Annotated in this window: 25 protein-coding genes; 14 read left to right on the forward strand and 11 right to left on the reverse strand. The window is 69.6% G+C overall.

Features of this window, described 5'->3' with window-relative positions; translation table 11 throughout:
- Positions 1 to 35: 35 nt before the first annotated feature.
- Positions 36 to 632, reverse strand: coding sequence for a hypothetical protein (locus tag ACW174_RS04720; protein WP_492016548.1), 597 nt, complete (start codon positions 630 to 632; stop codon positions 36 to 38).
- A gap of 99 nt (positions 633 to 731) precedes the next feature.
- On the opposite strand from ACW174_RS04720, the gene cobT reads away from it, so the two are divergent.
- Together cobT and ACW174_RS04730 are read left to right on the forward strand one after the other, a co-directional pair.
- Complete coding sequence (gene cobT, locus ACW174_RS04725; protein ID WP_492017239.1) at positions 732 to 2,609, forward strand: cobaltochelatase subunit CobT; 1,878 nt, start codon at positions 732 to 734, stop codon at positions 2,607 to 2,609.
- The gene (locus ACW174_RS04730; RefSeq protein ID WP_492016549.1) at positions 2,606 to 3,631 is read left to right on the forward strand and encodes an esterase-like activity of phytase family protein; all 1,026 of its coding nucleotides are present in this window, start codon (positions 2,606 to 2,608) and stop codon (positions 3,629 to 3,631) included. Before cobT ends, ACW174_RS04730 begins: the two co-directional genes overlap by 4 nt.
- 31 nt (positions 3,632 to 3,662) lie before the next feature.
- On the opposite strand, the gene ACW174_RS04735 is transcribed toward ACW174_RS04730, so the two are convergent.
- Genes ACW174_RS04735 through ACW174_RS04745 form a run of 3 tightly spaced genes read right to left on the reverse strand, consistent with a single transcriptional unit; the run spans position 3,663 to position 5,397 of the window.
- A complete protein-coding gene (locus ACW174_RS04735; protein WP_492016550.1) occupies positions 3,663 to 4,259 on the reverse strand; it encodes a demethoxyubiquinone hydroxylase family protein in 597 nt (198 codons plus the stop codon).
- A complete protein-coding gene (locus ACW174_RS04740) occupies positions 4,237 to 4,770 on the reverse strand; it encodes a disulfide bond formation protein B (RefSeq protein ID WP_492016551.1) in 534 nt (177 codons plus the stop codon). The genes ACW174_RS04735 and ACW174_RS04740 overlap by 23 nt, the downstream gene beginning before the upstream one ends.
- 48 nt (positions 4,771 to 4,818) lie before the next feature.
- Positions 4,819 to 5,397: a YqaA family protein gene (locus tag ACW174_RS04745; RefSeq protein ID WP_492016552.1), complete on the reverse strand. Its 579-nt coding sequence runs from the start codon at positions 5,395 to 5,397 to the stop codon at positions 4,819 to 4,821.
- A 144-nt stretch (positions 5,398 to 5,541) separates the two neighbouring features.
- Here ACW174_RS04745 and ACW174_RS04750 point away from each other — a divergent pair, with 144 nt between their 5' ends.
- Together ACW174_RS04750 and ACW174_RS04755 are read left to right on the forward strand one after the other, a co-directional pair.
- A complete protein-coding gene (locus ACW174_RS04750) occupies positions 5,542 to 5,982 on the forward strand; it encodes a VOC family protein (RefSeq protein WP_492016553.1) in 441 nt (146 codons plus the stop codon).
- On the forward strand, positions 5,979 to 6,596 hold the full coding sequence (locus ACW174_RS04755) for a DUF6655 family protein (RefSeq protein ID WP_492016554.1): 618 nt from the start codon (positions 5,979 to 5,981) through the stop codon (positions 6,594 to 6,596). Before ACW174_RS04750 ends, ACW174_RS04755 begins: the two co-directional genes overlap by 4 nt.
- A 1-nt stretch (position 6,597) precedes the next feature.
- Here ACW174_RS04755 and ACW174_RS04760 read toward each other — a convergent pair whose 3' ends face one another.
- The gene (locus ACW174_RS04760; RefSeq protein WP_492016555.1) at positions 6,598 to 7,032 is read right to left on the reverse strand and encodes a hypothetical protein; all 435 of its coding nucleotides are present in this window, start codon (positions 7,030 to 7,032) and stop codon (positions 6,598 to 6,600) included.
- A 164-nt stretch (positions 7,033 to 7,196) separates the two neighbouring features.
- On the opposite strand from ACW174_RS04760, the gene ACW174_RS04765 reads away from it, so the two are divergent.
- A complete protein-coding gene (locus tag ACW174_RS04765; protein WP_492016556.1) occupies positions 7,197 to 9,053 on the forward strand; it encodes a DUF885 domain-containing protein in 1,857 nt (618 codons plus the stop codon).
- 4 nt (positions 9,054 to 9,057) lie between these two features.
- Here ACW174_RS04765 and ACW174_RS04770 read toward each other — a convergent pair whose 3' ends face one another.
- On the reverse strand, positions 9,058 to 9,288 hold the full coding sequence (locus ACW174_RS04770) for a zinc-finger domain-containing protein (RefSeq protein WP_492016557.1): 231 nt from the start codon (positions 9,286 to 9,288) through the stop codon (positions 9,058 to 9,060).
- A gap of 56 nt (positions 9,289 to 9,344) precedes the next feature.
- Complete coding sequence (locus ACW174_RS04775; RefSeq protein ID WP_492016558.1) at positions 9,345 to 9,599, reverse strand: hypothetical protein; 255 nt, start codon at positions 9,597 to 9,599, stop codon at positions 9,345 to 9,347.
- A 168-nt stretch (positions 9,600 to 9,767) separates the two neighbouring features.
- Here ACW174_RS04775 and ACW174_RS04780 point away from each other — a divergent pair, with 168 nt between their 5' ends.
- Positions 9,768 to 10,742 carry an ABC transporter ATP-binding protein gene (locus ACW174_RS04780; RefSeq protein ID WP_492016559.1) on the forward strand — a complete coding sequence of 325 codons (975 nt, stop codon included), beginning with the start codon at positions 9,768 to 9,770 and terminating at the stop codon, positions 10,740 to 10,742.
- 91 nt (positions 10,743 to 10,833) lie between these two features.
- Here the strand turns inward: ACW174_RS04780 and ACW174_RS04785 are convergent, their stop codons facing one another.
- A complete protein-coding gene (locus ACW174_RS04785) occupies positions 10,834 to 11,235 on the reverse strand; it encodes a Tat pathway signal protein (protein ID WP_492016560.1) in 402 nt (133 codons plus the stop codon).
- 57 nt (positions 11,236 to 11,292) lie between these two features.
- Here ACW174_RS04785 and ACW174_RS04790 point away from each other — a divergent pair, with 57 nt between their 5' ends.
- Both ACW174_RS04790 and ACW174_RS04795 read left to right on the forward strand, forming a co-directional pair.
- Complete coding sequence (locus ACW174_RS04790; RefSeq protein WP_492016561.1) at positions 11,293 to 11,940, forward strand: alpha-ketoglutarate-dependent dioxygenase AlkB; 648 nt, start codon at positions 11,293 to 11,295, stop codon at positions 11,938 to 11,940.
- Positions 11,941 to 12,000: 60 nt separating this feature from the next.
- Positions 12,001 to 12,903 carry a dienelactone hydrolase family protein gene (locus ACW174_RS04795; protein ID WP_492016562.1) on the forward strand — a complete coding sequence of 301 codons (903 nt, stop codon included), beginning with the start codon at positions 12,001 to 12,003 and terminating at the stop codon, positions 12,901 to 12,903.
- 92 nt (positions 12,904 to 12,995) lie between these two features.
- On the opposite strand, the gene grpE is transcribed toward ACW174_RS04795, so the two are convergent.
- Positions 12,996 to 13,613 (reverse strand): nucleotide exchange factor GrpE, encoded by a 618-nt coding sequence (gene grpE, locus ACW174_RS04800; RefSeq protein WP_492016563.1) that lies wholly within the window; start codon positions 13,611 to 13,613, stop codon positions 12,996 to 12,998.
- On the reverse strand, positions 13,610 to 14,698 hold the full coding sequence (gene hrcA / locus ACW174_RS04805) for a heat-inducible transcriptional repressor HrcA (protein WP_492016564.1): 1,089 nt from the start codon (positions 14,696 to 14,698) through the stop codon (positions 13,610 to 13,612). Before hrcA ends, grpE begins: the two co-directional genes overlap by 4 nt.
- 114 nt (positions 14,699 to 14,812) lie before the next feature.
- Between hrcA and rph the strand changes: the two genes are divergently transcribed.
- The 6 genes from rph to ACW174_RS04835 all read left to right on the forward strand — a co-directional run bounded on the left by rph (position 14,813) and on the right by ACW174_RS04835 (position 19,359).
- A complete protein-coding gene (gene rph, locus ACW174_RS04810) occupies positions 14,813 to 15,538 on the forward strand; it encodes a ribonuclease PH (protein WP_492016565.1) in 726 nt (241 codons plus the stop codon).
- 93 nt (positions 15,539 to 15,631) lie between these two features.
- Complete coding sequence (locus ACW174_RS04815; RefSeq protein ID WP_492016566.1) at positions 15,632 to 15,994, forward strand: hypothetical protein; 363 nt, start codon at positions 15,632 to 15,634, stop codon at positions 15,992 to 15,994.
- 36 nt (positions 15,995 to 16,030) lie between these two features.
- Complete coding sequence (locus tag ACW174_RS04820; protein ID WP_492016567.1) at positions 16,031 to 17,140, forward strand: acyltransferase family protein; 1,110 nt, start codon at positions 16,031 to 16,033, stop codon at positions 17,138 to 17,140.
- 69 nt (positions 17,141 to 17,209) lie between these two features.
- Positions 17,210 to 17,740 carry a CHAP domain-containing protein gene (locus ACW174_RS04825; RefSeq protein ID WP_492016568.1) on the forward strand — a complete coding sequence of 177 codons (531 nt, stop codon included), beginning with the start codon at positions 17,210 to 17,212 and terminating at the stop codon, positions 17,738 to 17,740.
- A gap of 30 nt (positions 17,741 to 17,770) precedes the next feature.
- Positions 17,771 to 18,730 (forward strand): magnesium transporter CorA family protein, encoded by a 960-nt coding sequence (locus ACW174_RS04830; RefSeq protein ID WP_492016569.1) that lies wholly within the window; start codon positions 17,771 to 17,773, stop codon positions 18,728 to 18,730.
- An 86-nt stretch (positions 18,731 to 18,816) separates the two neighbouring features.
- Entirely contained in the window at positions 18,817 to 19,359 is a 543-nt protein-coding gene (locus tag ACW174_RS04835) for a hypothetical protein (protein WP_492016570.1), read from the forward strand.
- Here the strand turns inward: ACW174_RS04835 and mmcB are convergent.
- Positions 19,344 to 19,802 (reverse strand): DNA repair putative endonuclease MmcB, encoded by a 459-nt coding sequence (mmcB, locus tag ACW174_RS04840; RefSeq protein WP_492016571.1) that lies wholly within the window; start codon positions 19,800 to 19,802, stop codon positions 19,344 to 19,346. The genes ACW174_RS04835 and mmcB overlap by 16 nt on opposite strands.
- Between the last annotated feature and the right edge of the window lie 72 nt (positions 19,803 to 19,874).

The following is a 19,874-nucleotide window of genomic DNA, read 5'->3' on the forward strand; positions in this document are numbered from 1 at the left end:
CGGCGGAGACGCCGGGGCCTTTTTCGTTTCAGGCGTCACCACCAGGCCGCGTAGGCCTCGCTGTCCGGCGCGAACGCCCCTTCAGGCAGCTGGTCATCGCCGGGAATGATCTGGGCCGGACCGTTGCGGGCGCAGTCCAGGGTGCGAACGACCGGCGCGCGGTCGCCCTCGCCGTGCAGGACGACGACGCCGGAGGCGCGCAGGCCGGGACTTTCGGTGAGGCTGCCCGCCTCCATACTGTGCACGATGTACTGGTAGCCGTTGTTGGAGAAGCGGAGGTGGTTCTGGTGGCCGCCGCCACCGCCCACCACCCCGCCGGCGAAGGCCCGGATGTGGCCGGGCCGGGAATCGATCTCCAGATCCGTGCGCCGCGCATCGCCGAACCGGTAGCTCAGCCGCTTGTCCGTCGCGCAGACGGCGACGCGGCGGCTGCCGAAGTCGCAGGCGTAGATGACCCGCTCGTCGCGGCGGCAGACGGGCGCCGCGGCGGCGGCGTCGCCGCCCAGAACCGCGTCAGCGCGGTCAGCGACCAGGCTGAGCTGGGCCCGGGCGGTTCTTGAAGCGGCGGGCGCCTCGGCCTCGCAGCCGGCGATGGCCAGGAGGCAGACGCCCTTCAGGATGGCGGTCTTCATGGATTCTCCCTCGGGACTCAGCCGGCATTTTCCGCCCGATCCGGTTGCCGGGATCATAACGCCCCTTCCCTTGGGCACCGGGTGGGCTAAGTGTCCCGTATGGCCGCCGCCGAGACCCCCTCAGACCTGTTCAAACGCGCCCTCGCGCACGCCGCCCGCGCCCTGGCCGAGCAGTCGGAGCTGGAGGTGGTGTTCGGCTCGGACGGGCCGAAGCTGTCGAACGGCGTCCTGACCCTGCCGCACCCGCCGCGCGATCCGGCCGCGCCGGAAAGCGCGACGCTGCGCGGGCAGGCCGACCGGCTGGCCCTGCGGCTGGCCAATCACGACGCGGGCGTCAGCGCCCGGCTGCGTCCGGTCGACAGCAAGGCCGCCGAGGTGTTCGACGCGGTCGAACAGGCCCGGATCGAGGCCGTGGGCTCGCAATCGCTGGCGGGCGTGCGCGCCAATATGAACGCCGCGCTTCTGACCCGGCTGGAGAAGTCGGGCGCCCTGCGCGTCACCGACGCCGAGCGCGTGCCCGTGGCCGAGGCCGTGGCCCTGCTGGTGCGCGAGCGGCTGACCGGCCAGCGGGCGCCGGACGGGGCGGGCGCCCTGCTGGACCTCGTGCGGACCGAGCTGGAGAACAAGGCGGGCCGCAAGCTGGACGCCCTGGCCGAGGTCGCGGCTGATCAGGCGGCTTTCGGCGAGCGGCTGAAGGACGTGCTGAAGGCGCTGGACATGGACCCCGGCGACGGGCGCGGCGACGACGTCTCCGAAGACCCGGGCGACGAGGAGCCGGACCCGCAGGACCCCGACGCCGCCGACGAACAGGATCAGGAAGACGAGGACGACGCCGGGGGCGGCGAGGGCCAGTCGATGGACGGCTCCGCCGACGACCAGACCGCCAGCGACGAACGCGACGCCCGCCCCGACGGCTCGCCCGGCGATCCGAACGGCGAGGCGAGCGAGGACGGGCCTGACCTGAACGAAGGCGCCCTCCCGAACCGGCAGGTGACGGCTGACGACGGCCGCGCCATCGACGCCTATCGAGTCTTCACCACCGCCTTTGACGAGACCATCGACGCCGCCGACCTGTGCGACCCCAATGAACTGGAGCGGCTGCGCGGTCTGCTGGATCACCAGCTGACGGCGCTGAGCTCGGTCGTGGCGCGGCTGGCCAACAAGCTGCAGCGCCGCCTGATGGCCCAGCAGAACCGCAGCTGGCATTTCGATCTGGAAGAAGGCGTGCTGGACACCGCCCGCCTGACCCGGATCATCACCGACCCGACCAGCCCGCTGAGCTTCAAGGCCGAGAGCGAAAGCCCGTTCCGGGATACGGTCGTGACCCTGCTGCTGGACAACTCGGGCTCCATGCGTGGCCGTCCGATCATGGTGGCGGCCGTCTGCGCCGACATCCTGGCGCGGACGCTGGAGCGCTGCGGGGTGAAGGTGGAAATCCTCGGCTTCACCACCCGGGCGTGGAAGGGCGGACAGGCGCGCGAAAGCTGGATCACCGCCGGCAAACCCGCCAATCCGGGGCGGCTGAACGACCTGCGCCACATCATCTACAAATCGGCCGACGCGCCGTGGCGCCGGGCCAAGAAGAACCTCGGCCTGATGATGCGCGAGGGGCTGTTGAAGGAGAACATCGACGGCGAGGCCCTGCTGTGGGCGCACGACCGGCTGATGGCCCGGCCCGAGCAGCGGCAGATCCTGATGGTCATCTCGGACGGCTCGCCGGTCGATGACTCGACCCAGTCGGCCAATGCGGCCCTGTATCTGGACAAGCATCTGCGGCAGGTCATCGAGCAGATCGAGACGAAGTCGCCGGTCGAGCTTCTGGCCATCGGCATCGGCCATGACGTGACCCGCTGGTATCGCCGCGCCCTGACCATCGTCGATGTCGAACAGCTGGGCGGCGCCATGATCGAGAAGCTGGCCGAACTGTTCGAGGCCAAACCCCAGGCCGATCCGAAACGCCGCAAGAGAGCCGCATGATCGCCCTGCGCCGCAGCCTGACCGTCCTCGCCCTTCTGGCCCTGACGGCCTGTGCTTCGGTCACCGCCCTGCCGCCGGTCGCGGCGCCCCTGCCGGGCTGGACCGTCGGCGCGGCCGGGGTGCGGCCCGTCGGGCTGGGCCTGCCGTTCGGCGCGACACTGGCGGACGGGGTGCGGTTCGCGGGCGGCGTCGAGATCGTGCTGGACGAGACCTCGCCCCTGCACAGCCTGTCGGACCTGAAGCTGACCGGAGACGGCGACGGCTTCGTCAGTGTCAGCGACGCGGGCGATCTGGTGCGGGGCGATCTGGTCCTGAACCGCCATGGCCGCCTGACCGGGGTGACGGGCCTGCAATACCGCCGCCTGACCCTGCTGGACGGACAGCCGATCACGGAGAAGCGCGACGGCGACGCCGAGGGGCTGGCGATCACGCCGTCGGGGGATGTGCTGGTCAGCTTCGAGCGGGACCACCGCATCTGGAACTACGGCTCCGCCGACCGGCTGCGCACGACGCCGGCGGTCCTGCCCCGCCCGGACTTCGCCTTCACCAACAACGACGGGATGGAGGGCATCGCCCTCACCCACGCGGCGCGCTGCGACGAGGCGACGGTCGCCTGCCTGCGCGTGGCGGGCGAGAGCGGCGGGGTGTGGGACTGTTTCACCCGCTCTTGCGCGGTGGTGACCCCGCCGCCGCCCACGCCGCTGACCGACGCCGACTTCCGCATCACCGGTCTGGACCGTGACCCGTCCGGGGCGGGCTGGTTCGTGCTGCAGCGCTCCTTCCGCGCCCCCGCCGACGTCCGCGCCCATGTGCGCCGCATGGCGCCCGACGGCACGCTGGGCCCGGTGCTGATCGCGCTGAAATTCCCGGGAACGACCGACAATTTCGAAGGCCTCGCCGCGGTCGCCCGGGACGGCGGGACGCGGCTCTATCTGCTGTCCGACGACAACACATCGAAGAAGCAGCGCACCCTGCTGCTGGCGTTTGATGTGAGGGATCCGGCGGCGGGCGGCAGGCCCTAGCGCTGCCCCCTCCCGCCTGACGCGCCGGCCTTCAGACCCGTTCGGAGACCTTGATCGCCACCCGGCAGCCCGCCTTGATCACCGCGCTGAGCAGGGCGTAGGCCGGGGCGTCACGGCTGCCGTGTTCGACGGCGTGATCGTGGTGGGCCAGCTCTTCCTCGCGGAATTTCGTCAGCTCGGCGGCGAGGTCCGGATCCCGGTCCTGAATCTCGGCGATCTGATCGGCGTAGTGTTCCTCGATCACGCTTTCCACGGCTTCCGTGCAGGCGTGGGCGGCCTTCTCGCTGATCAGGGCGGTGCCGGCGCCCAGGGCCAGGGCGGCCAGGCGCCAGACCGGGGTCATCACCGTGGGGCGCACCCGCTCGGCGGCCAGCAGGGCCTGGAAGCGCTCCAGATGCACCTGCTCCTGGCCGCGCATCTCCTCCATGTCGGCGGCGATGGCGTCCTTGCCCCTGCGGCCCTCGAAGACGGCGCGCTGGGCGCGATAGATGTGAACGGCGGCGTATTCGCCCGCGTGGTCGACGCGCAGGATCTCGGCCCGGCGGCGCTTCGACGCGCCGAGGCCGGGGCGCGACAGGGGAAGGCGACGGGGTTCCGTCACGGGATCAGGATCGGGGTGCGCGCGCATCCTTGGGCCTCTTGGCGGCGAGAAGGCTGAACACCGCCAATGCGGCGGCGATCAGCGCGTTCCATCCTGCCATGCTGAGGCCGAGGAAGCGCCACGTCACTGCGTCGCACATGGCGACCCGCTCGATCGGGCCGCTGCCCAGCGCCAGCGAGGCCATGCTGGCCAGATCGACCGAACCGCCGCCCATGCAGGTGGCGGGCAGGCTCCACCACTTCAGCTCGCCCCCCATGTGGAAGGCCGAGGTGACGGCGCCGGTGGCGAAGATGACGGCCAGCAGGAAGGCGGCGATGCGCGGCGTGCCGCGGCTGCCCCGGCTGACCAGGTGCCAGATGGTGGCGATCAGGGCGACGGCGGCGGCGCCCCAGTAGACCTCTCGCGCCTTGAGGCAGAGGTTGCAGGCCGAGAGGTCCCAGATTGTCTCGGACGCATGGGCGAAGCCCAGCAGCGCCAGCGACGCCACGAGCGCGAAAGCGGTCCACCACCGCGTCAGGAGTCTGTACAGGCCTCTCATCAGACGACGTTCATAGCGAGGCTTGGGCCGTCCGTCGATTGCACGCGTCTAGAAGAGGAATTTGACCGCCACGAAGGCCCCGATCAGCACCGCAAGACCGATGACGGTCCACAGGGCCAGCCGCTTCTCGACCATCGCCAGCACCACCGGCCCCCAGGTCTTCAGCACGAAGGCCACGGCGAAGAAGCGGGCGCCGCGCGTGATCACGCACAGGGCGACGAACAGGGCCAGATTGAACTGGAAGATGCCGGCCGAGATGGTGATCAGCTTGAACGGAATGGGGGTCAGGCCCTTGATCAGGATCACCCAGGCGCCGTGCTGCTGGAACAGGGCCTTGGACGTCTCGAAGGTGTCCGCCTTGCCCAGGAAGGCCAGGATCGACAGCCCGACGGGCTCCAGGAAATAGCCGATCGCATAGCCCAGCAGGCCGCCGAGGACGGAGGCGAGGGTGCAGACGGTGGCGTAGAACCAGGCGCGATCCGGCCGCGCCAGCACCATGGGAGCCAGCATGACGTCGGGCGGGATCGGGAAGAAGGAGCTCTCCGCGAACGACACGATCGCCAGCGATTTGGTGGCGTGCTTGCTGCGGGCCAGCGAGAAGACCCAGTCGTAAAGCTTGCGAAGCATCAATCCTCCGGCGACGGCCGAACGGACGCCTCTAGCAGGGCGCGCGGTCCGGCGCATCCGCCGAAACGCCAGTTGAGTCGCCGTCGCGGCGATCCGCCGCTATAAGGCGCCCTCCCCTCCAGCTCCCCCCTCGGATCGGACGCCATGCGCTATCTGCACACCATGGTCCGCGTAACGGACATCGACGCCTCCCTGCGGTTCTGGTGCGACCTGCTGGGCCTGCGAGAGGTGCGGCGCATGGACAATGAGGCCGGGCGCTTCACCCTGATCTTCCTCGCCGCGCCGAAGGACGAGGCGCGCTCCGCCGCCGAGCGCGCGCCCGAGGTCGAGCTGACGTACAACTGGGATCCGGAATCCTATTCCGGCGGCCGGAATTTCGGACACCTGGCCTACAAGGTCGATGACATCTACGCGGCCTGTCAGAGACTGATGGACGGCGGGGTGGTCATCAATCGGCCCCCTCGCGACGGCTATATGGCCTTCGTCCGCTCGCCGGACGGCATTTCCATCGAACTTCTGCAGGAGGGCGACGCCCTGCCGCCTGCCGAGCCCTGGGTCTCCATGCCCAACACCGGGAGCTGGTGATCTTGAAGGCCTTCGCGCTTCTTCCCCTCGCCCTGCTGGGCCTCGCGGCCTGCGCCTCGACGTCAGAGACCTATCCGTCGCGCACGGCGACCGAGCAGCTGCTGCTGGCCCGCGCCGCCGATCAGGCGGTCGAGGGGCTGACTTTGCCGATCCCGGCGGGGTCGCGCGTGTTCGTGGACGACACCTATTTCCGGGCCGAGAGCAGCCCCTACGCCGTCAGCGCCATTCGCAACGCCCTGTCCGACGCCGGCTACGCCCTGGCCCCGAGCAAGGCCGAGGCGGACGCGGTGTTCGAGCTGCGCGCCGGCGCCCTGTCGCTGGAGCAGATGCGCCGGGTCTTCGGCCTGCCGGACATGCGGGTGCCGATCAACGACACCTTCAATGTGGTCTCCATTCCCGAACTGTCGGTCTACAGCCGTCGCGACCGGATCGGCGTGGCCGAGTTCTCGGGCTTCCTCTACGAGCCCAAGACCGGCGCCCCCCTGGGCGCGGTAATGCCCATGACCGGCCAGTTCCGCATCCGCAGCCACAAGCTGCTGATGATCGTCGCCTGGGGCCAGCAGACCGTCGACCCCGGCGAACGCGAGCCCGGCGACAGCTGGCGGCAGTTCTAGGTCAGGGCGGCTCCGGCTCGTCATAGGCGATCCACAGGCAGACGGCGCCGCCCGCCGCGCCGGGGATGATGGCGAACAGCGCCGGCCAGGCCGCCCAAGGCCCGAAGATCACAGCCGCCGGAAGGCCGACCACCCCGGCGGCGATCATCGCTCCGGCCAAGGCGCCCTGTCCCGGGTGGACCGCGCCGATCGCGTGCAACAACGCCCACGTCGGCAGACCGAATACAGTGACGCCGGATATAACGATCGCGGCAAGGATCGGCAGAGCCCATAGCAACGAGGCCAAGGCCGCCGGATCGTCGGTCTCCATGCCCCAGAGCAGCCACAACACCAGCTCAAGGCCCGCCATGACGGTCGTGGCGGCCATGCTGGCGACATAGGCCGCCGGGGGCGCCCATAGGGCCCGGAAACGCGGTTGATCCTTCAGCCCTGCCATATCGTCCTCCTGCGTGAGGGGACATCCTGCCAGCCGGCGGTCAGGCGATCGGGCAGACGCCGTGGAGATTCGATGCACACGCCGTCGAGCCCGCGCACCGGCCTGCCTTGCCTCCCCCACCCGAACCGTTGAAGGTCGCGCCCTCAGTTTCCGTGAGGGTTTCCATGCGTCGTCTGCTCGTCTCCACCGTCTGCGCCGTCGCCGTGCTGGCGGGCGCCCCCGCGATCGCCATGGCCCAGACCGCGACGCCCGCGCCGGCCGAAGCTGCGATCCAGACCGAGGACGCGCGGCTGGCGGCCTTCTTCGAGGCGGCGTGGCAGGCGCGGATCGCCCTGTCGCCGCAGACGATGACCTCGCTGGGTCTGAAGACCGACTACGACAGGCTGGATGACGGCACCGATGCGGCGGCGGAGCGCTCGCTGGCCCTGGCCGAGAGCCAGCTGGCGGCGATGAAGGCCGGGTTCGATCCGGCGACGCTCAGCCCCGACAGCCGGATGTCGATGCGGCTGTTCGAATATGGGGTCGAGCAGGCGCGCCTGTCGAACCGCTGGCGCGACTGGGGCTATCAGTTCGCGGCCAACGGCAATCCGACCACCAGCCTGCCGGTCTTCCTGATCAACAACCACCGGGTCTCCAGCGTCAGCGACGCCGAGGCCTATGTGTCACGCCTGCGCGAGTCGGAGCGGGTGATGGGCGAAATCGCCGCCGAGCTGCGCGACCGGGCGTCCAAGGGGATCATCTCGCCGAATTTCGTGTTCGAGCCCTCGATCGCCAACACCCGCAACATCATCGCCGGCGCGCCGTTCGACGACGCCGCGGACAATCCGGTCTGGGCCGATTTCCAGCGCAAGGTCGGCGCGCTGGAGACAGATCCGGCGACGAAGGCGCGGCTGCTGGCCGAGGGCCGCGCGGCCCTGACCGGCGAATGGAAGCGCGGCTATGAGGGCGTGTTGACCGCCTTGGCCGAGGTGCAGCAACAGGCCGCGGCCATGCCTGACCGCGACGGCGGCGTGTGGCGGCTGCCGGACGGCGAGGCCTATTACAACGCCCGCCTCCAGCTCTCGACCACCACAGACCTGACGGCGGATCAGATCCATGAGATCGGTCTGTCGGAGGTCGCGCGCCTGCAGGGCGAGATGCAGACCATCATGACGCAGGTCGGTTTCACCGGCTCGCTGCAGGAGATGTTCGCGTATTTGAAGACCGATCCGCGCTTCCAGTATCCCAACACGCCGGAGGGCAAGGAGCAGTATCTGACCGACGCCCGCGCCTTCATCGCCCAGGTGATGGAGGCCGCGCCGCGCTGGTTCTCCGACCTGCCCGAGGCGGCGCTGGAGGTGCGGGCCGTCGAGGCGTGGCGCGAGGCCACGGCGTCGATCGCCTTCTACAACTCGCCCGCCCCGGACGGCTCACGCCCCGGCATCTATTACGTCAACCTGTCCGACATGACCCAGGTGCTGAAACCCCAGATCGAGGGCATCAGCTATCACGAGGGCGCGCCGGGCCATCACTTCCAGATCGCCTATGCGCAGGAGATGCAGGGCCTGCCGTCCTTCCGCCGCTTCGGCGGCTACGGCGCATACGCCGAGGGCTGGGGGCTTTATGCGGAGCAGCTGGGCAAGGAGATGGGCTTCTATCAGGACCCCTATTCCGACTTCGGCCGCCTCTCGACCGAGCTGTGGCGCGCGGTGCGTCTGGTCACCGACACCGGCCTGCACGCCAAGCGCTGGAGCCGCGAACAGGCGATGGACTATTTCCGCCAGAACTCCCTGCTGAGCGAGCGCGACATCCAGAAGGAGGTCGAGCGCTACATCACCAGCCCGGGTCAGGCGACCAGCTACAAGATCGGCGAGCTGAAGATCATGGAGCTGCGCACGCGGGCGCGGGCGGCGCTGGGCGACCGGTTTGACATCCGCGACTTCCACGCGGTGGTGCTGGGATCAGGCTCGGTGCCGCTGGACGTGCTGGAGGACCAGGTCGACAGCTGGATCGCGGCGGGGGGCGGCGCGCCGACCGCCTGAAGCCTCAGTGCGCCTCGGGCGGGCGGGCGGCCGGGCTGTGGTATTCGCTCTCGGCCGTCGTCTTCGCGCCGAGCACGAAGCGGCGGTCGCAGTAACCGCACTCGACGAAGTCATCCTCACCCATGTCCATATAGACCAGCGGGTGGCCGAGAGCGCCGCCGCCGCCGTCGCAGGCCACGCGCTTGCTGGTCACGACGACCTGTTCGGGGGGCGGGATGATGATGGAGGACGACATGGCGCGGCCTTGGGTGGGAGAAGCTGGCGAACCCCTATGCGGCCCCGGCCCCGCCGTCAAACCGCGTCGGACCTGCGCCGGAAGACCCGGTCGATAAAGGCCTTGCGACCCTTGAACAGGCTCCAGCCCAGTGAGCCGGCCGCGATCCACAGGCCGATCTCGCCGATCGTGGCGGCCGGAACGCCATAGAGCAGGGCCTGGGGCAGGGTCAGCACATCCATCCGCTGCAGAACCAGGCTGAGGGCGAAGCCGCCATAGCCGAGGGCGCAGACCGCGAGGGCCGAAAAGCCGATCATCTTCGTGCGTGTCATAGTCATTCTCCGTCAAGGACGCTGTTCAGAATGACAAGCTTCCTAGACACCAACGATGGCCGTGTCAAGCACCATTGACACAAAGACGCGAACGCTTGTCCTGAACGGGTCTTGGCGATGGCCTTCGCCGCGCCTACCTAGGCGCTTCGTCCTGTTCGAAAGCGCCGCATGACCGATACCGAAGCCCTGCCCGTGAACGCCATCGAGGTTCGGGGCCTGGAAAAGACCTATGCGGGCAACAAGAAGTCGCCGCCCAAGACCGCCCTGCGCGGGGTGGACCTGGTCATTCCGCGCGGCTCCATGTTCGGCCTGCTGGGGCCGAACGGGGCGGGCAAGTCGACCCTGATCAACATCATCTCGGGCATTGTGAACAAGACCGGCGGCACGGTCTCGATCTGGGGCCGCGACATCGACGAATCACCCCGCGACGCCGCCGCCGCCATCGGCATCGTTCCGCAGGAGATCGTGGCCGACGTCTTCTTTACCCCGCGCGAGGCGCTGGAGGTGCAGGCGGGCTTCTACGGCGTGCCGAAGAACGAGCGCCGTTCGGACGAACTGCTGGCCGCCCTGGGCCTATCGGACAAGGCCAACGCCTATGTCCGCGCCCTGTCCGGCGGGATGAAGCGCCGCCTGATGGTGGCCAAGGCGCTGGTGCACAATCCGCCCATCCTGATCCTCGACGAACCGACCGCCGGCGTCGATGTCGAGCTGCGCCGCCAGCTGTGGGAGTACATCCGCAAGATCAACGCCGAGGGCGTGACCATCCTGCTGACCACCCACTATCTGGAGGAGGCGCAGGAGCTTTGCGACACCATCGCCATCATGAACCGGGGGCAGGTCGTGGCCTGCGAGCCGACGCCGCAACTGCTGCGCCGTCTGGACACCCGCAATGTCGTGGTGACGCCCGAGGGTGAGCTGAACGGCCTGCCGACGGTGCCGGGCTTTGTCGTGGTGCCGCGCGCCAACGGGGCCTTCGCCATGAGCTACAAGAAGGGCCAGTCGTCGGTCGAACAGGTTCTGGCCGCCGTCCGCGCCGCCGGCGTCACCATCGCCGACATCTCCACCGAAGACCCCGATCTGGAAGACGTCTTCCTGGCGCTGACCTACGGGGATGAGACGCAGGTCAGTCCGACGAAGGACTAGGCGGCAGGCAGCAGGCAGCAGGCAGCAGGCTTTGAGATCAGGCGGCGGGGCGTAAGCGTTTCCGGCTTACTGCGGCCTGCTCACTGCCGCCTCAAACGACCATCACTGTTCCGATCAGCAGCCGCGCGCCGGCGCGGCCCATGACGGTGTTGGTCGCGGTCTGCAGGGCGGCGACCAGACGTTCGATGTCGGGCGGGGCGCCGGGCAGGAGGATGGAGGCCTGCTGCTGGACGGTCCGGGCGTAGGCGGCGCGCAGGCGCGGCGCCGACTGGACCACGCGGGCGCGCAGGGCGGCGTCGGGCGTGTCCACGCCGATCTCCACCGTCATGACACCCAGCCGTCCGCCGGGACGGCGCACATTGCCGGTCACAGTGGGCAGGCCCAGATAGGTGCTGCCCGACGACCCGCCGCCTCCGCCCGAGGACGCGGCGACCGGGGTGGCGGCGGCTGCCGTGGCGAGGGCCGCGAGGCCGAGAAGAGCGCGACGTTCCATGAGCCTCCATAGCGCGAGGCGCTTAACATTCTCCTGAGCCCGGCCTAAGCCGACCCCATGACCCCGCCTCGCGAGCTCGACACCGGACTGGAGGGCTTCCGCTGGTGGCCCGGGGCGCTCGACGCCGGGGCGCAAAAGGCCCTGGTGGCGCAGGTGCTGGCCGCCGTGGAGCACAGCCCCTTCTATCGGCCGGTGACGCCGGGGGGACGCCCGTTTTCGGTGCAGATGACCAATCTGGGGCCGCTGGGCTGGGTGTCGGATCGCGAGGGCTATCGCTACCAGCCGACCCATCCGGTGACCGGACAGCCCTGGCCGCCCATTCCGCCCGTCCTGCTGGACCTGTGGCGCGAGCTGACCGGCTGGCCCGAACCGCCGGACGCCTGTCTGGTCAATCTCTATCGGGACGCCGCGAAGATGGGCCTGCATCAGGACCGGGACGAGGCCGATCTGGGCGCGCCGGTCCTGTCGGTGTCGCTGGGGGACACCGCCGTCTTCCGCGTGGGCGCCGCCGCGGGCGGGCCGACGACATCGATCCGGCTGGCGTCCGGGGATGTCTGCGCCCTGACCGGTCCGGCGCGGCTGGCGCGGCACGGGATCGACCGGCTGCTGCCCGGCTCGTCCAGCCTCATCCCGGGCGGCGGGCGGCTGAACCTGACCCTGCGCCGGGCCGGACCCGGGCCGGAACAGGCTTCACGGCAATCGTGACTCGACGGCGTCGGAGCGCCTCGCCACTGTCCGGCCAGCCATAGAACTGGAGCCCGCCCCATGACGCTGATCCGCCCCGAAGGTCCGCAGGCCGACGACATGATCCTGAACCGCCGCACCCTGGGCGCGGGCGCGGTCGGAGGCCTGTTCTTCGCCGGTTACGCCCCGGCGGCGCTGGCGGCGCAGGCCCATCCGGTGACGACGGACGGCGCGGGCCTGACCAGCGAGGACGTGACCTATCCGGCGCCGGACGGCTTCGCCCTGCCCGCCTTCGTGGCCCGGCCCGACGGTGACGGCCCCTTCCCCGTCGTGATCGTCGCGTCCGAGATTTTCGGGGTGCACGAATATATCCGCGACATCTGCCGCCGGCTGGCCAAGGCCGGCTATGCCGCCGTCGCCCCCGGCTTCTTCAACCGGGTCGAGGATCCGGCGCCTCTGAGCGACATGACCCGCATCATGCAGATCGTCGGGGCGGCGAACTATGAGCAGGTCATGGGCGACGTCTCCGCCACCCTCGACTGGGTCAGCCAGCAGCTCTGGGCCAACAGCGACAAGGTGGGCATCACCGGCTGGTGCTGGGGCGGCAAGGTGGTGTGGCAGGCCTGCGCCCGCTTCGCCGTTCTGGACGCGGGCGTGGCCTGGTACGGCCGTCTGGCCCCCGCCGCCAACGCCACCCCGGTGCAGATCTCGGGGGGCCAGCCCTGGCCGGTCGATCTGGCCGACGACCTGAAATGTCCGGTGCTGGGCCTGTACGGCGAGGCGGACACGGGCATCCCCATCCCCACCGTCGAGACCATGCGCGCCGCCCTGGCCCGCGCGGGCCAGACGTCGAGCGAGATCGTCGTCTACCCGGGGGCCCCGCACGGCTTCCACGCCGACTACCGCGAAAGCTACCGCGCCGATGCGGCCGCCGACGGCTGGGCCAAGCTGCTCGCCTTCTTCAATGCGCGGCTGAAGGGGTGAAGAGCGCCAGTGAGTCGTGAGTAGAAAACCGTCGGCGACCCTGCGCTGACGCCCTGCTCACTGGTCACCAGTCACTCTTCACCAGCGACAGCTCACGCCTGTCCGTCGAAATTCCCGCCGGTCGCCTGGGCCGCCGCATAGGCGGCGTTGCCCGCCGCCGCGCCGGAGCCCTTGGCGGCGACGACCACCATGGCCGGGCGCACGGTGCGGCCGAACAGGGCGTAGCCGGCCTGCAGGGTCTGGATCACCTGACCGCCCTGAACCGTGTCGGACGGCTGTTCCATCATCGCCTGATGCAGGTGCGGATCGAAGGCTTCGCCCGGCTCGGGGGCGACGCGCTTGAGATTGTTGGCGTCGAACGCCGACAGCAGCGCCTTCTGGGTCAGCTCCAGCCCGGTCACCAGACCCGCCTCTCCGGCGTCCGCGTCCTTGGGCGCGGCCTGGATGGCGCGTTCCAGGTTGTCGGCCACCACCAGCAGGTCGCGGGCGAACTTCTGGATGGCGTAGGCGCGGGCGTCGTTGTTCTGGGTCTCGGCCCGGCGCTTGACGTTCTCGGTTTCGGCGACGGCGCGCAGGGCGCGGTCCTTCCACTGGTCACGCTCGGCGATCACGGCGTCCAGCGGCGACAGGTCGTCGGCGTCATAGCCTTCGGACTCGCCGATGTCGGCGTCCAGCTCGGTTTCGGGATCATGGTCAGGGGTGTCGTTCACGTGTCTTGTCCGTCCAGCATTCGGCCCAGCACCCGGGCGGTGTAGTCCACCAACGGGATGACTCGGGCGTAGTTCAGTCTTGCGGGTCCGATCACGCCGATGGCGCCCAGAACCCGTTGTCGGCCGCTCATATAGGGCGCCGCGATGACTGCGGAACCCGAAAGTGAGAACAGACGCGTTTCCGCGCCGATAAAGATGCGGACACCCTGGGCGGTGGAGACCCCGTCCAGCAGGCCGATCAGCTGTTCCTTCTGCTCCAGATCGTCGAACAGGACGCGGACCTTTTCCAGATCCTCCATCGCCCCGGCGTCCTGCAGCAGGTTGGCGCGGCCGCGCACGATCAGGGCCCGCTCGCGTTCGGCCCCGCCGGACCAGGCCGCCAGACCGTCCTCGACCAGCCGCGCCGCCGTCTCGTCCAGCTCGCGCCGGGCGATGTCCAGCTCGGTCCGCATCTCGGTGCGCGCCTCATGCAGGGGCCGCCCCCGCAGACGCGCGTTGAGGAAGTTGGAGGCCTCCTGCAGCGTCGACGGCGTCACCCCGGCCTTCAGCGGCATCAGCCGGTTCTCCACCGACCCGTCGTCGCCGACCAGCACCGCCAGCGCCTGATCGTGGCCCAGGGCCACGAACTCCACATGTTTGACCCCCGCGTCCCGCACCGGGCTGGCCACGATCGAGGCCCCGCCCGCCAGACCGGACAGCAGGGAGGACGCCTCGTTCAGGGCCTCGTCAAAATTCCGCCCCCGCCCGGCGAGGCGCCCGTCGATCTCGCGCCGCTCCTCCGCCCCGATGTCGCCGATCTCCAGCAGGCCGTCGACGAACAGGCGCAGGCCCGCATGGGTCGGGATCCGCCCCGCCGAGGTGTGCGGCGAGCCCAGAAGCCCGGCCACCGTCAGGTCTTGCATGGTGTTGCGGATCGAGGCCGGCGACAGGCTGATCCCGCTCATCGACAGGGTCCGCGACCCCACCGGCTCGCCGGTCTGCAGATAGCTTTCGACGATGCGTCGGAAGATGTCGCGTGCCCGCTGATCGAGGCCGGTCAGGCCGCCGGGCTCCAGGGCGGTGGAGGTCAGGAGTGGGGTCTTCATGACGTCGACGCCTCGCGGGCGCCGGGGCGAGGAGAGGCGCGGGAGGGGGCGGGGGGATACAGGGTCACGGTTTCAGGATAAGCAGCGCCGCGACCGCTTCCAAGGACTACCGTCATGACCACGCCCCGCCATTCCAACCGCACCCCTGAACAACTCCGCGCCGTGACGCTGGAAACGGGCGTGAACCGCTATGCGGAAGGCTCCTGCCTCGTGACCTTCGGCAATACGAAGGTGCTGGTCACCGCGACCGTGGAAGAGAACGTCCCCGGCTGGATGCGCGGCAAGGGTCAGGGCTGGGTGACGGCCGAATACGGCATGCTGCCCCGCGCCACCCACACCCGGGGCCGTCGCGAAGCCGCCGCCGGCAAACAGACCGGCCGCACCCAGGAGATCCAGCGCCTGATCGGCCGCTCGCTGCGCGCCGTCGTGGACCTGAAGGCGCTGGGCGAGCGTCAGGTGGTGCTGGACTGCGATGTGATCCAGGCCGACGGCGGCACCCGCACCGCCGCCATCACCGGCGCCTGGGTCGCCATGGCCAGCGCCTTCGACTACCTGCGCGCCGAGGGCGTGATGAAGACCGATCCCATCCTCGATCAGGTCGCCGCGGTGTCGTGCGGCATCTGTGACGACCAGCCGGTGCTGGACCTCGACTACGAGGAGGACTCCTCCGCCGAGGCCGACAGCAATTTCGTCCTGACCGGCTCGGGGACCATCGTGGAAATCCAGGCCACCGGCGAGAAGCGCGGCTTCTCGCGTCCCGAGTTCAACCGCCTGTTCGAGCTGGCCGAGATCGGCTGCGGCGAGCTGTTCGCCCTGCAACGCGCCGCCCTGGGCCGCTAGACAGCCGCCCGGGCCTCGCCATTCGGCCTTGCGGGGTTTCATCGTTCGCCGAAAGGGGGCATCGTCGTTTCTCAACGTCCCGGGGAGACGACGATGCGCCTGCCGATCCTTCTGACCGCCGCCCTGCTGATGGTGGCCGCCTGCGACCAGCAACCGGCCTCCACCACGCCCGACGCCGCGACGCCCGCCGCCGGGGCCGCGTCAGACCCGGTCATGCCCGCCGACGCGCCGCCGCAGGAAGAGGCTGAAACCCCGACGACCGAAGCCGCCTCCTGCATCACCGAACGGGGCGAGGCCGCCGCCGTCGAACTGGCCAGCCGCTGCACCCGGGTCAGCCCGGCCAGCCACCCGCCCTGCAATCCGAACAATCCCTGCCAGCTGGTCCAGGACGAAATCGATCGGTCCTGCGCCATGTACAAGCCGGGCGAGACCAAACCGGGGGAGTGCGACGCTTAACGGTTTCGCGACTTAAGCGAGTGTACGGTCACGGGCATGACGCCCGTGGCCACGCCCCCCGATCTCCGCGCCCTGACGACGCTGCGCTTCCTCGCCGCCGCCTGGGTGGTGCTTTACACGGCCTGGCCGCACCTGAACGTCGGCTTCACCCCGACTGCGGTGAGCAAGGGCTATCTGGGGGTCGAGGTCTTCTTCGTCCTGTCCGGCTTCATCCTCAGCCACGTCTATCTGCAGTCCGCGGGTGAGAAGCGGTTCTCGTACGGGGGCTTCCTCTGGGCCCGGATCGCGCGGGTCTATCCGCTGCATCTGGTGACCCTGGCGGGCATGGCGGTTCTGGGCGTCGGCGCGGCCGTCGCCGGCCTGGCCGTGAGCGACAGCCTGACCGACTGGCGCGCGCTTCCGGCCCATCTGACCCTGACCCATGCCTGGGGTCTGGCGCCGACCTCGGCCTTCAACCATCCGTCGTGGTCGATCTCGGCGGAGTGGTTCGCCTATCTGACCTTCCCGGCCTTCGCCTTCGTGTCCTGGCGGCTGCGGGATCGTCCCGTGCTGGCGACGGTGCTGGCCGCCGTCGTGGCGCTGGGGATCTACGCCGCCTTCCAGCCGCTGGCCGGCTTCTCCCTGACGGAGGCGACCTTCCGCTGGGGCGCGCTGAGGATCGTGCCCTGCTTCATGCTGGGCTGCGCCCTGTACCTGATCTATCGCCGCGCCCCGATCCCGTTCGCCGGTCCGGTCGCCCTGCTCAGCGGCGCCAGCGTGCTGATCAGCGCCAGCCTGGGCCTGTGGGATCCGATCACCGTCCTGTTCGCGGGCGGACTGATCCTGGGCCTCGGCTCGCTGGCCAATGAGAAGGCGGGCGTCCTGGCGTCAGGCTTCGGCGTCTATCTCGGCGAGATTTCGTACTCCATCTACATGGTTTGCGCGCCGGTCCTGCTGGTCATGACCAATGTCGCGGCGCGCCTGACGGGGGCCGAGGACAAGCGGTTTCACATCATTGTGTGGATGGCTGTGGTGGCCGCAATTCCGGTCGTCGCGATGATGACCTACCACCTCGTCGAACGCCCGGCGCGCGGGGCTTTGCGCGGTCTGGCCGACCGCAGGCGACAAGGCCGAACCGCGACGAAAGCGCACACCCCACTCGCCTGAAAGGGGACTTCAACCCCTCGCCGCTATCGGTTACGAGTTGTTTCAACGGCAGTCGGGAAAAGCCACAGCATGATTAAACGGCTCACAGCCGTCGCGGTTGCGGCGACCCTCGGGATTTTTGCACTGGGTGTTTCGGCGCCCGCCGCAAAGGCTGAAGCGCCCTACTGGCAGTGCGTGACCTTCGCCCGGATGTTCTCGGGCATCCAGATCTTCGGCGACGCCGTCACCTGGTGGCGTCAGGCGCAAGGCCGCTTCCAGACCGGCCAGAGCCCGCGCACCGGCTCGGTCCTGGCCTTCGAGGCCAATGGCCGGATGAACCGGGGCCACGTCGCCGTCGTCTCCGAAGTGCTGACCGACCGCGTGATCCGCGTGACCCACGCCAACTGGGGCGGGAGCCGCGGCAAGGTCGAGGAGAACGTCACCGTGGTGGACGTCTCGAACCGCAACGATTGGACTGAGGTGAAGGTCTGGTACAACCCGATCCATGACCTCGGCACCACCGTCTATCCGACCCACGGTTTCATCTACCAGCCGCCTGCCCGTCCCAGCGACGGCGTCCAGATGGCGTCGGTCTCCACGACGATCGCCGGTCAGAACTGACCCCTCGGCCCCGGGCGTCGGGCCGCATTCATGATCCGCCTCTACAGGACCACCGGTCACGCCTGCGAAGCCGTGACGCCGGACGCCGACGGCCTGAAACTGGGGCCCGACGTGCTGTGGATCGACCTGCTCAATCCCACGCGTGAGGAGGACGCCGCCGTCGAGGCCGCGCTGGGCCTGTCGGTGCCGACCCGCGAGGAGATGCAGGAGCTGGAAGCGTCCAGCCGCGTGTATCGCGAGAACGGAGCCACCTATCTGACCACCGACATCGTCACCCGGGGTGATGAGGAGATTCCGGGGGTCGAACCCGTGACCTTCGTTCTGACCGACGGGCCGCTGGTCACGATCCGCTATGCCGAACCCCGCCCCTTCGCCCTGCTGCTGGAAAAGCTGGAGCGCGAGCCGGGCCTGTGCGGCTCGGGCGCGGACCTGTTCCTGAACCTGATGGAGGTGGTGGTCGATCGCGCGTCGGACATCCTGTCGAAGACCGTGATCCGGGTGGAGGGCATCGCCAACCACGTGTTCTCGGGCGGCAAGACGGTCGGGTTCGAAAAGCTGATCACAAAGCTGGGCCGCGCCCAGATCGCCAATGCCCGGATCGAGCAAAGCCTCGCCGGCCTGACCCGCGTCTTCGCCTTCGTCGGCGCCGACGAGCGGATCGACAGCGGTCAGGATCGCGCCCACCTGCGCTCGCTCAGCCGGGATGTCGAAAGCCTGACCGCCCACAACCAGTCGGTCGCCGCCTCGATCAATTTCCAGTTGTCCGCCGCGCTGGGGCTGATCAACATCGAGCAGTCGTCGATCATCAAGATCTTCTCGGTCGCCGCCGTCGCCTTCCTGCCGCCGACCCTGATCGCCTCGATCTACGGCATGAATTTCGACCACATGCCGGAACTGCACTGGCCGATCGGCTATCCGCTGGCCGTCACGGCCATGCTGATCTCGGCCGTGCTGCCGTTGCTGTGGTTCAAGCACAAGGGCTGGCTCTAGGCCGCGTTTTCAGCGTCTGTCCCGCTCGTAACTTGACCCGCGCCGTCCGTCGGGTCTTCCTTCCGGCCCGTCTCGTGGAGTGCCTCATGCGTCTGCTCGTCCCCGCCGCCGTCGCCTCGGTTCTGATCCTGTCCGCCTGTTCGCAGGGCGGCGAGACCTCCGGGACGCCCGCCGCGCCGGCCGCGCCCGCCCTCGTGCTGTCGGGGGTGGACCTGACCCAGCCCGTGCGCCTGCTGGGCACCGAGCCCTTCTGGGGCATCGAGCTGACGGGTCAGGAACTGGTCTATTCCGGCGTCGAACGGCCCGAGCAGCGCGCGCCCCAGCCCAAGCCCGTGATCCAGGGCACGGTGGCCACCCTGCAGACCACCTCCACGACCGGCACCGCGTTCGACGTCACCCTGACCGCCACCGAATGCAGCGACGGCATGAGCGACCGCACCTATCCGCTGACCGCCATGGTCAAGGTCGGCGAGGAGACCCTGATGGGCTGCGCGGCCGCCTCCGCCGCCTTCGCCACCGCCGGTGAGACGGGCCCTGTCGCCGTGCCGCCGGCCACCGCCCAGCCCGCGCCGGTCGCCCCGGCCCCTGCGCCGGCCGCCCCCGCCGCCCCCGCTCAGCCCGCCGCCTGATCTCTCAGGGTTCGCATCGCCCCCAGTCGGGCGAAGGCGATCGTCAGCGCCTTGCGTCGGGCGGGCGCCAGCGGACTGGCGGGCGCATCCCGCACCACCGCCCCGCCGAACCCGTCCGCCACGATCAGCCCCGGCTCGTCCGGCAGGACGCCGTCCGGAAACTCCGGCGCGACGGCGAAGTAGAAGGCGTCGCAGAACGGCCCGTACTCGTGCCATTTGCGGTCCACCCGATAGTCCTCGAGGCCCGACTTCACCTCCACGATGACGATGTCGCCCTTCGGCCCCAGCGCCATCACATCGGCCCGCCGTCCGTTCGGCAGACCGACCTCCAGCAGCGGCGCGTAGCCCAGGTCCAGCATCAGCCGCGCGGCGCCGCGCGTCACCGACAGGGTGGTGTCGGGACGGCTGAAGACGAGATCGATCTGAAGGGCGGCGGCGGCCATCTCCGACTTATGTTCCGCCTTCGTTCCGCATTCAAGTCTCGATGAAGCTTGGCCGCGAGGCGGGTGGTAGAC

The sequence above is a fragment of the Brevundimonas sp. AVps31 genome, assembly GCF_058681355.1.

Excerpts from the sequence above, each read along its gene's own strand:
- ACW174_RS04790 (WP_492016561.1), top strand. The coding sequence starts at position 11,293 with ATGACCCCGCCTCGCGAGCTCGACACCGGACTGGAGGGCTTCCGCTGG.
- ACW174_RS04830 (WP_492016569.1), top strand. The coding sequence starts at position 17,771 with ATGATCCGCCTCTACAGGACCACCGGTCACGCCTGCGAAGCCGTGACG.
- ACW174_RS04770 (WP_492016557.1), bottom strand. The coding sequence starts at position 9,288 with ATGTCGTCCTCCATCATCATCCCGCCCCCCGAACAGGTCGTCGTGACC.
- ACW174_RS04745 (WP_492016552.1), bottom strand. The coding sequence starts at position 5,397 with ATGCTTCGCAAGCTTTACGACTGGGTCTTCTCGCTGGCCCGCAGCAAG.
- ACW174_RS04730 (WP_492016549.1), top strand. The coding sequence starts at position 2,606 with ATGATCGCCCTGCGCCGCAGCCTGACCGTCCTCGCCCTTCTGGCCCTG.
- ACW174_RS04765 (WP_492016556.1), top strand. The coding sequence starts at position 7,197 with ATGCGTCGTCTGCTCGTCTCCACCGTCTGCGCCGTCGCCGTGCTGGCG.
- ACW174_RS04750 (WP_492016553.1), top strand. The coding sequence starts at position 5,542 with ATGCGCTATCTGCACACCATGGTCCGCGTAACGGACATCGACGCCTCC.
- rph (WP_492016565.1), top strand. The coding sequence starts at position 14,813 with ATGACCACGCCCCGCCATTCCAACCGCACCCCTGAACAACTCCGCGCC.
- ACW174_RS04825 (WP_492016568.1), top strand. The coding sequence starts at position 17,210 with ATGATTAAACGGCTCACAGCCGTCGCGGTTGCGGCGACCCTCGGGATT.
- ACW174_RS04820 (WP_492016567.1), top strand. The coding sequence starts at position 16,031 with ATGACGCCCGTGGCCACGCCCCCCGATCTCCGCGCCCTGACGACGCTG.
- ACW174_RS04760 (WP_492016555.1), bottom strand. The coding sequence starts at position 7,032 with ATGGCAGGGCTGAAGGATCAACCGCGTTTCCGGGCCCTATGGGCGCCC.
- ACW174_RS04720 (WP_492016548.1), bottom strand. The coding sequence starts at position 632 with ATGAAGACCGCCATCCTGAAGGGCGTCTGCCTCCTGGCCATCGCCGGC.
- ACW174_RS04815 (WP_492016566.1), top strand. The coding sequence starts at position 15,632 with ATGCGCCTGCCGATCCTTCTGACCGCCGCCCTGCTGATGGTGGCCGCC.
- ACW174_RS04735 (WP_492016550.1), bottom strand. The coding sequence starts at position 4,259 with ATGCGCGCGCACCCCGATCCTGATCCCGTGACGGAACCCCGTCGCCTT.
- cobT (WP_492017239.1), top strand. The coding sequence starts at position 732 with ATGGCCGCCGCCGAGACCCCCTCAGACCTGTTCAAACGCGCCCTCGCG.
- ACW174_RS04740 (WP_492016551.1), bottom strand. The coding sequence starts at position 4,770 with ATGAGAGGCCTGTACAGACTCCTGACGCGGTGGTGGACCGCTTTCGCG.
- ACW174_RS04785 (WP_492016560.1), bottom strand. The coding sequence starts at position 11,235 with ATGGAACGTCGCGCTCTTCTCGGCCTCGCGGCCCTCGCCACGGCAGCC.
- hrcA (WP_492016564.1), bottom strand. The coding sequence starts at position 14,698 with ATGAAGACCCCACTCCTGACCTCCACCGCCCTGGAGCCCGGCGGCCTG.
- ACW174_RS04795 (WP_492016562.1), top strand. The coding sequence starts at position 12,001 with ATGACGCTGATCCGCCCCGAAGGTCCGCAGGCCGACGACATGATCCTG.
- ACW174_RS04835 (WP_492016570.1), top strand. The coding sequence starts at position 18,817 with ATGCGTCTGCTCGTCCCCGCCGCCGTCGCCTCGGTTCTGATCCTGTCC.
- ACW174_RS04780 (WP_492016559.1), top strand. The coding sequence starts at position 9,768 with ATGACCGATACCGAAGCCCTGCCCGTGAACGCCATCGAGGTTCGGGGC.
- ACW174_RS04775 (WP_492016558.1), bottom strand. The coding sequence starts at position 9,599 with ATGACACGCACGAAGATGATCGGCTTTTCGGCCCTCGCGGTCTGCGCC.
- mmcB (WP_492016571.1), bottom strand. The coding sequence starts at position 19,802 with ATGGCCGCCGCCGCCCTTCAGATCGATCTCGTCTTCAGCCGTCCCGAC.